Source organism: Paracoccus onchidii (genome assembly GCF_028294535.1).
GTDB classification, from domain to species: Bacteria; Pseudomonadota; Alphaproteobacteria; order Rhodobacterales; family Rhodobacteraceae; genus Paracoccus; species Paracoccus onchidii.
This window is the reverse complement of record NZ_JAQBIE010000001.1, coordinates 166459-179070: the sequence shown is the minus strand read 5'-3', so window position 1 is coordinate 179070 and position 12612 is coordinate 166459. Positions and strand designations below refer to the sequence as shown.

The 12612-nt window shown below is 60.7% G+C and carries 14 protein-coding genes; 3 read left to right on the top strand and 11 right to left on the bottom strand.

Features of this window, described 5'->3' with window-relative positions; all coding sequences use genetic code 11:
* The first annotated feature begins 2 nt into the window (after nucleotides 1-2).
* A complete protein-coding gene (locus PAF17_RS00885) occupies nucleotides 3-800 on the top strand; it encodes an SDR family NAD(P)-dependent oxidoreductase (RefSeq protein ID WP_271887190.1) in 798 nt (265 codons plus the stop codon).
* 79 nt (nucleotides 801-879) lie between these two features.
* Here PAF17_RS00885 and PAF17_RS00880 read toward each other — a convergent pair whose 3' ends face one another.
* The 8 genes from PAF17_RS00880 to pyk form a co-directional block, all read right to left on the bottom strand.
* A complete protein-coding gene (locus PAF17_RS00880; RefSeq protein ID WP_271887189.1) occupies nucleotides 880-1170 on the bottom strand; it encodes a YrhK family protein in 291 nt (96 codons plus the stop codon).
* Nucleotides 1167-2246, bottom strand: a complete 1080-nt coding sequence (pheS, locus tag PAF17_RS00875) for a phenylalanine--tRNA ligase subunit alpha (protein ID WP_271887188.1) — start codon at nucleotides 2244-2246, stop codon at nucleotides 1167-1169. The genes PAF17_RS00880 and pheS overlap by 4 nt, the downstream gene beginning before the upstream one ends.
* A gap of 92 nt (nucleotides 2247-2338) precedes the next feature.
* On the bottom strand, nucleotides 2339-3745 hold the full coding sequence (locus tag PAF17_RS00870; RefSeq protein WP_271887187.1) for an alanine/glycine:cation symporter family protein: 1407 nt from the start codon (nucleotides 3743-3745) through the stop codon (nucleotides 2339-2341).
* An 86-nt stretch (nucleotides 3746-3831) separates the two neighbouring features.
* Nucleotides 3832-5172: a cytochrome P450 gene (locus tag PAF17_RS00865; protein ID WP_271887186.1), complete on the bottom strand. Its 1341-nt coding sequence runs from the start codon at nucleotides 5170-5172 to the stop codon at nucleotides 3832-3834.
* A 216-nt stretch (nucleotides 5173-5388) separates the two neighbouring features.
* A complete protein-coding gene (gene rplT / locus PAF17_RS00860) occupies nucleotides 5389-5748 on the bottom strand; it encodes a 50S ribosomal protein L20 (RefSeq protein WP_271887185.1) in 360 nt (119 codons plus the stop codon).
* Between the two features lie 15 nt (nucleotides 5749-5763).
* Complete coding sequence (gene rpmI, locus PAF17_RS00855; RefSeq protein WP_271887184.1) at nucleotides 5764-5964, bottom strand: 50S ribosomal protein L35; 201 nt, start codon at nucleotides 5962-5964, stop codon at nucleotides 5764-5766.
* A gap of 108 nt (nucleotides 5965-6072) precedes the next feature.
* Nucleotides 6073-6303, bottom strand: a complete 231-nt coding sequence (locus tag PAF17_RS00850) for a hypothetical protein (protein WP_271887183.1) — start codon at nucleotides 6301-6303, stop codon at nucleotides 6073-6075.
* Nucleotides 6304-6336: 33 nt separating this feature from the next.
* Nucleotides 6337-7782 (bottom strand): pyruvate kinase, encoded by a 1446-nt coding sequence (gene pyk / locus PAF17_RS00845; protein ID WP_271887182.1) that lies wholly within the window; start codon nucleotides 7780-7782, stop codon nucleotides 6337-6339.
* 113 nt (nucleotides 7783-7895) lie between these two features.
* Between pyk and PAF17_RS00840 the strand changes: the two genes are divergently transcribed.
* A complete protein-coding gene (locus PAF17_RS00840; RefSeq protein WP_271887181.1) occupies nucleotides 7896-8636 on the top strand; it encodes an N-formylglutamate amidohydrolase in 741 nt (246 codons plus the stop codon).
* Nucleotides 8637-8660: 24 nt separating this feature from the next.
* Here the strand turns inward: PAF17_RS00840 and PAF17_RS00835 are convergent, their stop codons facing one another.
* Entirely contained in the window at nucleotides 8661-9527 is an 867-nt protein-coding gene (locus PAF17_RS00835; RefSeq protein WP_271887180.1) for a D-amino-acid transaminase, read from the bottom strand.
* A 157-nt stretch (nucleotides 9528-9684) separates the two neighbouring features.
* On the opposite strand from PAF17_RS00835, the gene PAF17_RS00830 reads away from it, so the two are divergent.
* Nucleotides 9685-10644: an L-malyl-CoA/beta-methylmalyl-CoA lyase gene (locus tag PAF17_RS00830; RefSeq protein ID WP_271887179.1), complete on the top strand. Its 960-nt coding sequence runs from the start codon at nucleotides 9685-9687 to the stop codon at nucleotides 10642-10644.
* Nucleotides 10645-10785: 141 nt separating this feature from the next.
* Here the strand turns inward: PAF17_RS00830 and PAF17_RS00825 are convergent, their stop codons facing one another.
* Nucleotides 10786-11667 (bottom strand): TIGR02186 family protein, encoded by an 882-nt coding sequence (locus PAF17_RS00825; protein WP_271887178.1) that lies wholly within the window; start codon nucleotides 11665-11667, stop codon nucleotides 10786-10788.
* Nucleotides 11667-12581 carry a sulfite exporter TauE/SafE family protein gene (locus PAF17_RS00820; protein ID WP_271887177.1) on the bottom strand — a complete coding sequence of 305 codons (915 nt, stop codon included), beginning with the start codon at nucleotides 12579-12581 and terminating at the stop codon, nucleotides 11667-11669. The genes PAF17_RS00825 and PAF17_RS00820 overlap by 1 nt, the downstream gene beginning before the upstream one ends.
* Nucleotides 12582-12612 lie beyond the last annotated feature (31 nt).

The window sequence follows — 12612 nt, the reverse complement described above, 5'->3', positions numbered from 1 at the left end:
TCATGGCCAAGACCATATTGATCACCGGCGCAACCGACGGCGTTGGTCTGCAAACCGCCAGGACACTGGCAAAAGACGGCCATACGCTTTTGCTTCACGGGCGCAGCCAAGCCAAGCTGGCGGCGGCGGCCGCGGAAATCGGCGGCATCACCGAAAGCTATCTGGCAGACCTGTCATCGATGGATGGTGTCAAGACATTGGCTGATGCTGTGCTGGCCAGGCACAAGCGGCTGGATGTGATCATCAACAATGCCGGCGTCTACAAGATCCCCGATCCGATCGGCCCCGACGGATTGGACCTGCGTTTCGTGATCAATACCTTTGCCCCTTATCTATTGACCAAGCTGCTGCTGCCCATCGTTCCGCCCGAGGGTCGGATCGTGAATCTGTCATCCGCTGCCCAAGCCCCCATCGACACCGAGGCCATGGCAGGAAAGCATGTCATAGATGATTATCCTGCCTATGCGCAAAGCAAGCTGGCCCTGACGATCTGGACCCGTGAACTGGCCCGCAACCATCCGAACGGACCGGCCATGATTGCCGTCAATCCGGGGTCGCTGCTGGCCTCTAAAATGGTCAAAGAAGGCTTTGGCGTGGCGGGCAGCGATCTGCAGATCGGCGCAGATATCCTGGCCGCGCTCTCTACCGACCCGGAATTTGCAAATGCCAGCGGCTTGTATTTTGACAATGACGCCGGACGGTTCAATCAACCCCATGCCGCCGCGCTGGACGAAACCCACAGCCGCAAGGTGATGCACACGATCGAACAGACCGTCGCCCGCCTGACCGAAAAAGCCTGATCGCACAGGGCTGACAAACAAGACGCGCCGCCAGGTTGCAAAACAGGGCGGCGCGTTCTGTTTCCGACATCATTGCGTCTCAGCGCAGCCGATCAGACAGCTCTGACAGTTTGCCCATACGATACAGCTTGATCTCGCGCCAAAGACGCAGGCTGGGCTTCAGCGCGAAAAAGACCGAGCCAATGGTAAAGAACCATGTCGCCGGAATCTGCCATGCCTCGTAGAAAAACATGATCGAACCAATGATAAAGCAAAGCGCGGCAGTGAAATCCACGACGGTATGTGCGATCTCGAACCGGGCATAGAGGCGGCGCGATTGCGGCGTCGCCTCTCGGTTCTCGTGGCGGAATATTTCCCGCCAGAAGCTCAACGGTTCAACCCGCCGGCCACCGAAGGCACATCCCCCGGCGCAAAGCCGAAATGACGCAGCCAGCGCAAATCGCTTTCGAAGAAGGCGCGCAGATCGGGGATGCCGTATTTCAGCATCGCGATCCGGTCGATCCCCATGCCAAAGGCGAAGCCCTGCCATTCATTCGGGTCAATGCCGCCTGAGCGCAGCACATGGGGATGGACCATGCCAGAACCCAAGACTTCAAGCCACCCGTCGCCCTCGCCGACCTTCAGCGTGCCGCCCTCCCAGGAACACTGGATATCGACCTCGGCCGACGGTTCGGTAAAGGGGAAATGGCTGGCGCGGAAACGGGTTTTGACCGGCTTGCCGAAATAGGCCGAGAAGAATTCTTCAAGCGTCCATTTCAGTTGCGCCATGGAAATATCGCGCCCGATCGCCAGACCTTCGATCTGGTGGAACATCGGCGTGTGGGTCTGATCCATATCCATGCGATACACGCGTCCCGGACATATCACCCGGATCGGTGCGCCCTGTTCCTGCATCGCGCGGATCTGCACCGGCGACGTATGGGTGCGCAGCACATGGGGCGGGCGGTCATCACCCTCCGCGCGATGCATGAAGAACGTGTCATGTTCCTGGCGCGCGGGATGTTCGGGCGCGATGTTCAGTGCATCGAAATTATACCAGTCTGTCTCGACCTGTGGACCTTCGGCCACGGCAAAGCCCATATCCGCGAAAATCGCGGTGACTTCTTCGATGACCTGGCTGACGGGATGGATCGTGCCTTGCGGACGCGGACGTCCGGGCAAGGTAACATCCAGCCATTCTTCGGCCAGCCGCGCCTCGAGTGCGGCATCATCCAACGCGGCCTTGCGGGCACGCAACGCGCTGTCGATCTCGTCGCGCAGCTCGTTCAACGCGCGACCTGTGGTCTGGCGCTGTTCAGGCGTCATCTTGCCCAGCTCGCGCATTTTCAGGCTGATTTCGCCCTTCTTGCCAAGCGCGGCAAGGCGCACATTCTCGATGGCCGCAGGGTCTGCAGCGTCTTTGATACGATCAAGCCATTGCTGGCGAAGCGGAGTCAGATCATCCATTGTCATGCCTTAGCGTCCCGGTCGGGGCCTGCGTTAGCATTTGTCGCCGCAAGGTGAAAGCCTCGGCCGTGCCAGACGGCCGAGGCCGGGCCTCATTTCCAGATCTGCCGGTTCACGCCGGGCGCGATCTCGGGGTGTTTTTCGATATGGAACATGGGTTGTTCCCCGGCTTTGCGCTGGCGCAGATAGTCGCGGGTGACATATGTGACCGTCCCCGACAACGCGACGATGGCGATCAGGTTGATGGTCGCCATCAGCCCCATGCTTGCATCGGCAAAGTTGAACACGGTCGATACCGACTGGATCGCCCCCCAGACCACCATTGCCAGGGCCGCGACGCGCAGCACCAGAACGCCGGTCTTGCCGCCGCCCAGATAAACGACCGCGTTTTCGGCGTAGGAATAGTTCCCGATGATCGACGTAAAGGCGAAAAAGAAGATCGCGATCGCGATGAATACGAAACCAAAGCCGCCAAAGTGATCGGCCAGCGCCGCCTGCGTCAGTGCGACCCCGGTTAATTCCTCGGACGGCATCACATTCGCCAACAGGATCAACACCGCCGTCGCGGTACAAACCAGCAGGGTATCAACGAAAACCCCAAGCGCCTGCACGAATCCCTGGCTTGAAGGGTGGTGCGGATTGGGCACCGCCACGGCGGCGATATTGGGGGCCGACCCCATGCCGGCCTCGTTCGAGAAAAGACCCCGCTTGATGCCGTTCATCGCGGCGGCAATGACCCCGCCCGCGACACCGCCCACGGCCTCTTGCAGACCAAAGGCCGATTTGACGATCCCGATCAGAATGCCGGGCACCTGGCCGATATTCATGACCAGAACGATCATCGCCGCCAGAAGATACAATCCGGCCATGACCGGCACGATCTTTTCGGCCACCTTTGCGATCTGCGGAATGCCGCCAAAAATGATGATTCCCGACATGCCGGCAATAACCAGACCGACCAGCGCCTTGTTGATCCCAAAGGCGCCTTCGACCGCCTCGGCGATGGAATTGGCCTGAACCGCGTTGAAGATCAGCCCAAAGGACAGAATCAGCGCAACCGAGAATATCGCCGCCAGCCACGGCTGTTTCAAACCATGCGCAATGTAATAGGCCGGACCGCCGCGATACATCCCGTCTGGACCGTGAACCTTGTATAGCTGCGCCAGGGTCGATTCGGCATAGGCAGTGGCCATCCCGACCAATGCCACCATCCACATCCAGAAGATCGCGCCCGGACCGCCCAATGTCAGCGCCACGGCCACACCGGCGATATTGCCGGTGCCCACTCGGCTGGCCAATGAGACCGTCAGGGCCTGAAAGGGTGTGATGCCATCGCGATCCGCCGCACCCGATCCGCTGACGCAGCGGATCATTTCACCGAAATTGCGGAACTGGATGAACCCCAGCCTCAGCGTGAAATAGACGCCAACCGCCAACAGGCCGTAAATGAGGATGTATCCCCAGAAAATCGTATTGAGAAAATCGATGATTATGTTCATCCGCCTGTCCCCTGACTGCGTCAATTCTGTGCAACAGTGTATCGTAAACCCGTGCAAGGCAACCGGCGCAACCGCCATCTTGCACCTCAGCGCGGCGAAACCCGCAGGATGACACCCCCATGCGGACGCAAAGTCAGGATCATCCGTGGTTGCGGTGTCTGCCCCGAAACGGTTTCGAAGCGGAACCGCGCAAGCAGGGTCGCAAGGATGATGACCGCCTCCTGGATGGCAAAGCTTGCTCCGATGCAAATACGCGGCCCCGCCCCGAAGGGAAGAAACGCGTAGCGGTCCGGTGTGTCCAGAAAACGATCCGGATCAAAGGCGTCCGGGTTGCGCCAAAGCAAATGATGGCGATGCAGCGCATAGATCGGCAGGATGATCGTATCACCGGCACGGATGTTGCGGCCGCATAACGCATCCGGGGCGCGGGCCGTCCGCGACAGGAAGGCCGCAGGCGGGTACAGTCGCAATGCCTCGTTCACGACGCGGTGGATATAGGGCAAGGCCGGCAGATCATCCGCCGTTGCCGCACGGCCTTGCAATGCAAGTCCGGCCTCGGCGGCGGCGCGTTGCTGCACCTCGGGATCAAAGGCGCAAAGATAGAGCGACCACGCAAGAGTCAGCGCCGTGGTTTCATGGCCCGCAACGATGAAGGTCAACAGGTTGTCGCGCAATTCGTCGGCCGTCATGCTGCGACCTGTTTCAGGATCCTGCGCGGCATAAAGCAGGTCCAGCAGATCCGCTGTTGGCCGCGCCGGGACAGTCGCGCGGGCGGCGATGGCCTGATCAGCCATTGCCTTCATCCGCCGCAGATCCTTTCCCGAAAACGCCCTTCCGGGCCGGGGCACCCATGCAGGCAGCCCCAGAACATCCAACAAAGACAGTTTCGCGACCTGCGCGATATATCGGTTGATGGCGTGATGCACCGCCTTGCGGTCAAATCCGGAATCGCCCGACAGCGTGACATCGGCGATCACCTCGAAGGTCGCGGCAACGGTTTCCTCGAACAGATCCACCGGGCCGCGAGCCTTCATCAACCGATCGGACGAGGCTTCGGCAGCAGCTGTCATGACCGGGGCAAGGGCGGTCACATGGCGCAGCGCAAAAGCCGGCGCCATGGCCCGGCGCTGCCACCGCCAATGCGCACCTTCGGCCACAAACAGGCTGTCTCCGACAGCGGGGTTCAGAATCAGCTTGGTGGTTTCCGATTTCGGGTAATCATCGACCCGTTCCTTCAGAATCCGTCGCAAACTGTCGGGATCCATCACCATATGCCAGCGAATGCCGGTGCGACCCGAGACAATCGGCTGATGAACGGCAATCTGGGGAATAAGGCCCAGAACATTGCGCCGGGCCATGCCAACCGTTTCCCATATCCCCACCGGTCTTGTCACCAAGGGAACCCGGGGCGGAAAATCCGCGTTCATGCCTGCCCCCCGCTTCCTGATCCCGGCGCAGCCCGGAATCAGCCAAGGGCCCGCCATTTCAGGTTGATCGCCCGAGGATAGGAGCCACCTGACATCAACTCAATCCCAAACATCCTGTGCCTTCCGACACCATGCGATCCGACAACGCGCACCTGAAACGAAAAAACCCGCGCTGTCGCGCGGGTTTTCATCTTGAACTGCAAAGAACCTGTCGGATCAGGCAGCCGCTTTCGCTTTTTCAACGATTGCACCGAATGCTTCGGGCTCATTGACGGCCAGATCGGCCAGAACCTTGCGGTCAACCTCGATGCCGGCTTTCGACAGCAGGTTGATGAACCGCGAATAGGTCAGGTCGGCGTCGATGGCGCGAACACCTGCGTTGATCCGCTGGATCCACAGTGCGCGGAAATTGCGCTTGCGGTTCTTGCGGTCGCGGGTGGCGTATTGGTTCGCCTTGTCGACAGCCTGCGTTGCGGTGCGGAAGTTGCGCGAACGCGCGCCGTAATAGCCCTTGGCTTTGTCAAGGACCTTCTTGTGGCGGGCGTGGGTAACCTTGCCGGATTTAACTCGTGCCATGTGTCAGTCCTCGGATCAGCGGTTATAGGGCATGTATTTCTTGACGATCTTGGCATCCGCTTCGGAAAGAACGGTGGTGCCGCGTGCGTCGCGAATGAACTTGGTGGTGCGTTTGATCATGCCGTGGCGCTTGCCTGCCTGACCCGATTTCACCTTGCCCGAAGCCGTGAACGAGAACCGCTTTTTTGCGGCCGCTTTGGTCTTCATCTTCGGCATTTTCGTCTCCTTCATCAGAGTGAACGCGCGACTCGGCAATGCCAGATTGGCCGGCCGCACGGATTGGAAGCGCGCCCTATACAGGCGCGCTACGGAATTGACAAGTCCTCAGGGCGCATTTCCGGTCGCTTCGGCCGTGATCCGCGACCAGGCCGACAGGATTTCCTGCGGGCTGAATTGCGCAGGCCCGAAATAGGCCCCGGCAAACAGCATCACGATCCCCACGATAAGGGTGATCACCGCCGCGCGCGGCGGTTCCAGACGCAAAAGCTGGACCACGGCCAGCAGCACCGAAATCACGCAAAGCGCGGTTCCGCCCAGCAAAAGGTAATCGGACATGGATGCGACCCGTTCTCGTTTCGATATGCGGGTTTATTCCGGATCCGATGCGAAAATCAACCGCTCGTCACAGGGGGTGATGCGCAGGATGTTCGTTGTTCCGGGCACATTGAACGGCACACCCGCCATCAACACGACCTGCCGGGTTTCATCGGCAAAGCCAAAGTCGCGGGCCGCGCGGGCCGAATTGACCACCGCTTCCTTGAAGCGATGCAGACGCGGCGTCTGAACGCAGTGGGTTCCCCATGTCAGGCACATCCGCCGCAGCACCGTTTCCACCGGGCTCATGGCCAAAATCGGAACGCGAGGACGTTCACGTGCCACCAGACTGACGGTTGTGCCGGATTGGGTAAATGCGCAGATCGCCGCAATATCCGTGGTTTCGGCAATTTCGCGGGCCGCGGTGACTATCGCATCGGCCACGCTGTGCAGCTTGGCGCTGCGTGACGCCTCGAGGATGGCGCGATAGTTTGCATCGGCCTCGACCGAACGGGCAACGCTGTCCATCGTGTTCACCGCCTCGATCGGGAATGAACCCGCGGCGCTTTCAGCCGACAGCATGACGGCGTCGGTGCCCTCGTAGATGGCATTTGCGACATCGCTGACCTCGGCGCGCGTCGGCATCGGGCTTTCGATCATCGATTCCAGCATCTGCGTGGCAACGATGACAGGCTTGGCTGCTGCGCGGCAGGCCCGCACCAGACGTTTCTGGATCGGCGGAACGGAATGAACCGGCAGTTCGACGCCCAGATCGCCACGCGCAACCATGATGCCATCCGACGCTTTCAGAATTTCGTCAAAGGCACGCACAGCGGCGGGTTTTTCGATCTTGGACAGGACCGCCGCACGCCCTTTGGCCAGCTGCTTGGCCTCTTCAACGTCTTCGGCGCGTTGCACGAACGACAATGCCAGCCAGTCCACGCCCAGCTCGCAGGCAAATTCCAGATCCGAACGATCCTTGTCGGACAGCGCGGCCAAAGGCAGCACCACGTCCGGCACATTCACGCCCTTGCGATCGGAAATCGTGCCGCCGACGGTGACGGTGCATTCGGCGAAATCGGCGCCGCATTCATCCACCGTCAGGCGGATCTTGCCGTCATTGACCAGCAGCTCACTGCCCTTGGTCAATGCCTGGAAAATTTCGGGATGGGGCAGTTGCACACGGGCTGCATCACCCGCTGTCTCATCCAGATCGAACCGGAAGGATGCCCCGACCTCCAGATCATGACCGCCCTGCGCGAACTGACCGACGCGCAGCTTGGGGCCTTGCAAATCCGCCAGAATGGCGATCGGGCGCCCCGTTTCCGCCTCGATCTCGCGGATCGCGGCATGGCGTTCGCGATGGTCCTCATGGCTGCCATGGCTCATGTTCAGGCGGAACACATCGGCCCCCGCCTCGAACAACGAGCGGATCATCTCCTTGCTGCTTGAGGCGGGCCCCAAGGTTGCCACGATTTTCACATTGCGATGTCGTCTCATCCGTGCCGTCCCTAACTTTTAGCGCTACCAATGCCACAACCGTGCCCCAACGGCAACTGGCGTCTGCCACTTGTGTGGCATAGACAGCCTGCGACATGAAGGATGACGCGCGAATGACACAGCACGCTTTTCGCAGTTATGGCGAAGGCCGGCCCTCTCGCTGGCTGATCACCTGCGATCACGCCAGCAACCGGGTTCCGGACTGGATCAACAACGGAGATCTGGGCATTTCCGCATCGGACATGGCGCGCCACATCGCCTATGACGTCGGAGCCGCGGGCCTGGCCGAAATGCTTGCCGATCGACTGGATGCACCGGCGATTCTGTCGCAATTCTCGCGGTTGGTCATCGATCCGAATCGCGGGGAAGACGACCCGACCCTGTTGATGCGCCTGTATGACGGAACGGTCATACCCGCCAATAAACATGCCGACCACGCAGAACGCGAAACCCGGCTTGACCGCCTGCACCGCCCCTATCACCGGGCGCTGGAACAGATCGCCGCGCAACATCCGGCCCGCTGTATCTGTGCCGTTCACAGCTTCACGCCACAGCTGCGCGGCCGCCCCCCGCGGCCCTGGCAGGTCGGCATTCTGTATTCGCATCGCGATGCGAGGCTGGGCCCGGCGCTGGTGCAGGCCTGTCGCGATGAAGGATGGGTTACCGGCGAAAACCAACCCTATACAGGGCATCTTGCCGGCGATTCCATCGACCGTCATGCCCTGCCCTATGGACGTCCGAATGTGCTGATCGAGCTACGCAACGACCTGATCGCCACACCGGATGGGCAAACGGAATGGGCCAGCCGGCTGGCCCCCGTCATGAACAGGGTGCTTGCCGCGACCGGGCTGTGATCGCGGCATGGCATTGACCACAGGCTAGACGGCTGTCTTGCGGCTTTCGTCCAGATAGATTTCGCGCAGACGCGTCGCGACATGCCCGACCTTGCCGTCCCCGACCGATGCGCCGTCAATCTCGACGACGGGCATGACAAAGGCCGATGCCGAGGTCACGAATGCCTCATCCGCATCCTGCGCCTCTTCGATGGTAAAGCTGCGTTCCTCGACCTGCATCTGCGCTTCGCGCGCAAAACGCAGCACGGCGGCCCGCGTGATCCCATGCAGGATGTCGTGGCTGAGCTGACGGGTGATAATCTTGCCGCCCTTGACGATATAGGCGTTGTTCGAGGTGCCCTCGGTCACCTTTCCGTCCTCGACCAGCCATGCATCATCGGCACCCTTTGCCTTGGCCTCCATCTTCGCCATCGACGGGAAAAGAAGCTGCACGGTCTTGATGTCGCGGCGGTGCCAGCGCAGATCCTCGGTGGTGATGACCTTCCATCCCGTGCGCGCTGCGGGCGCATCTGCAAGGCCCGGCTTGGCCTGGGTAAACATCACCACCGTCTGGGGTGTTTCGGCGGCCGGATAGGCAAAATCGCGATCGCCGGGATTGCCGCGCGTCACCTGCAGATAGACCAGACCGTCGGTGATCCCGTTGCGCGCAACCAGTTCTCGGTGAACGGACAGATATTCATCATCCTCAAGCGGATTCGCGATTTCCAGCGCCTCCAGCGAACGCTTGAGGCGGGCCAGATGCCCCGGAAAATCCAGCAGTTTCGCGTCAAGCACGCTGACGACTTCGTAAACCCCGTCCGCCATCAGGAAGCCGCGATCGAAAATCGACACATGCGCCTGATCTTCCGAAACAAATTCGCCATTCACATAGACTGTCCGCACCGTCCTCATCCTTTTCTTCCGGCAAGTTGCACAGGAACTGCGCCGAAAGTGGCGCTGCGTCAAGCATGGCCGTGGCATGCGATGGTACGCAATCCATGCTTGATGCGCCAGAAATGCTGCGCTAATGCTTGCGCAACATCGTTTCGTTCCGAAGCAAGGATCAGCAATGAGCTTCCGCACCCAGCCTCTGCCCCCTGCCCGCCTGAACCGCTGTCAGCTGTTTGGCCCGGGCTCTCGTGATGGGCTGTTTGAAAAAATGGCGGGCTCGGCTGCGGATGTGATCAATATCGATCTGGAAGATTCGGTCGCGCCCGATGACAAGGACAAGGCGCGGCGCAACACCATTGCCGCCATCAATGATGTCGATTGGGGTGACAAGACCCTTTCGGTGCGCATCAACGGCCTTGATACCCCGTTCTGGTATCGCGATGTGGTCGATTTGCTGGAACAGGCAGGCGAACGCTTGGATCAGATCATGATCCCGAAAGCGGGAAATGCCAGTGACATCTATGCGGTCGATGCACTTGTCAGCGCCATCGAGGCCGCAAAAGGGCGTAGCAAGCGCATCAATTTCGAAGCCATCATCGAAACCGCGGCCGGCATCTGCCATGTCGAGGATATCGCCGCCGCCTCGCCCCGCCTGCAGGCCATCAGCCTTGGCGCCGCGGATTTCGCCGCCTCGATGGGCATGGCGACCACAGGTATCGGCGGCACGCAGGAAAACTATTACATGCATCATGAGGGCCGGAAATACTGGTCCGATCCCTGGCATTGGGCGCAGACCAATATCGTCGCCGCCTGCCGGACGCATGGGTTGCTGCCGGTCGACGGACCTTTCGGCGATTTCAAGGATGACGAAGGGTTCCGCGCCCAGGCACGCCGTTCGGCCACCTTGGGCATGGTCGGAAAATGGGCCATTCACCCGTCCCAGATCGCCTTGGCGAACGAGATATTCTCGCCTTCCGAGGCCGCTGTGACCGAGGCGCGCGAAATTCTGGCCGCGATGGAGGACGCCAAGCGTTCGGGTGCTGGTGCAACCGTATACAAGGGTCGGTTGGTCGACATCGCCTCGATCAAGCAGGCCGAGGTCATCGTCCGCCAAGCCGAAATGATCGACGGCCAGTAAGGAACACACAAGCGGCGCCGATCAGTGGAGGGATAGGCACCGCGACGTGGGAGGGCACGGGCCTTGCGCATGGCGCAAGGCCCGTCGCATTTCAAACCTGACCAGCCTGCCCCAGCCGTGCCCGGCAGGCACCAAAGCGGATCAGGCCCGACGCAGCTTTCTGAATGCCTCGGATGCGCCCCAACCGGCGGCAACGGCCACCAGCAAGGACATCAACCCATAGATCAGCGGCTGGTCGAATGCCAGGCGGTACAACCAACGCTCAAGCCCGACTTTGCGCACCTCGATCGGGGCCAGATACATATCGACAACCTCTCCGCCGCGCAGCAGGAAGATCCGTGTCTTGTAATTCCCTTCGATCAGATTGGCCGGCAGACGCACATCGGCGCGAAACAACGTCTGATCCACAACCTTCACGCTGCCTTCGTCCAGCCTGTAAAGGCCGTTTTGCGTGCGCAACCGCACCAGTGCCTCGGTATATGGCACAACGTCGTCAACATTCACCTCGCCCCCAAAGGCGCGCAACGCGAGGGGCAGCGAAATCCGATAACGGTTGTCAAAGGCCGGGTCCAGGATGTCGTCCAGCGGACCACTGGTCGCAACCGCATAAAACCCGGGCGCAGCGCCGACATCCACGCTTTCAGAGTTGATCCAGATACCGACCTTGCGATCCTTGCGCCAGATCGTCAAAGGCTGGGCGGGTGCCTCGACCGTCACAACGACCTGCAACGGGTCACCTTCGGGAATCGGCGTTTCGCGCTTGACCGCGCCATAGATCAAGATTTCCGAGCCATCGAAACTGGCCGTGATGGCGACGGAATCCCGCGACAGCCCGGCAACGACCTGCTCGGGCGGCGTATGCCGGGTCTCGATCGGTTCCACCCGGGCAAGACCGGGATGCGGGTAAAGCGGATAGCCCTGATCGGCGGATTCCAGCGGCACCGTCGATCCAGCGCCCTGCTGCGCCAATGCAGCCCCGCCACAAAGACACAGCGACATCGCGACTGCGAACAATCCACGCATCACCGCTCTCCCACGCTGATCGAATACAGCTCGTCTGGCCGCAGGAACAGATCCAGCGCCAGCTTGCCGCAAACAAGAAGCACCAGCAAAGCCAGCAGGATTCGCAGCTGTTCGGCCCTCAGCTTAGCGCCCAGTGTCGTGCCGATCTGCGCACCGATCACCCCGCCGACAATCAACAGCACCGCCAACATGATATCGACGGTATTGTAACTGATCGCGTGCATCAGGGTCGTGAACGCGGTGACGAATGTGATCTGAAACAAAGAGGTGCCGACAACGACCTTGGTCGGCATGCCAAGCAAATAGATCATCGCCGGCACCATGATAAATCCGCCGCCAACGCCCATGATCGCGGCCAGCACGCCGACTGCGACCCCGACCATCAGCGGGGGAAAGATGCTGATATACAGCCCCGAGGAACGAAACTTCATCTTGACGGGCCAACGATGAACCCACATGTGCTGGTGCAGGCGCTTGCGATAGGTCGGGTTCTTGGATCTGCGCAGGGCGCGCAGGCTTTCCTGCAACATCATCGCCCCGATCAGCCCCAGGAAGACCACGTAGCAAAGCTGCACGACCAGATCGACCTGGCCGACCTCTTGCAGGATGGTAAAGACCCAGACCCCCATCCATGACCCGACAAGGCCACCCGCCAGCAACACACCCCCCATTCGGAAGTCGACGGTCTTGCGTTTGACATGGGCCAACACACCGGACACCGACGACGCGACAACCTGGTTCGCACCGGTCGCAACCGCAATCGCGGGCGGAATGCCGATAAAAAACAGCAGCGGCGTGATCAGGAAACCGCCGCCAACACCGAAAAGCCCGCTCATCAGCCCGACCAGCCCGCCAAGACCGGTCAGGGTGAACGCATTGACCGAAACCTCGGCAATGGGAAGGTAGATTTGCATCGCGCGCGCCACTTTTTCGTTTGCGGAACCA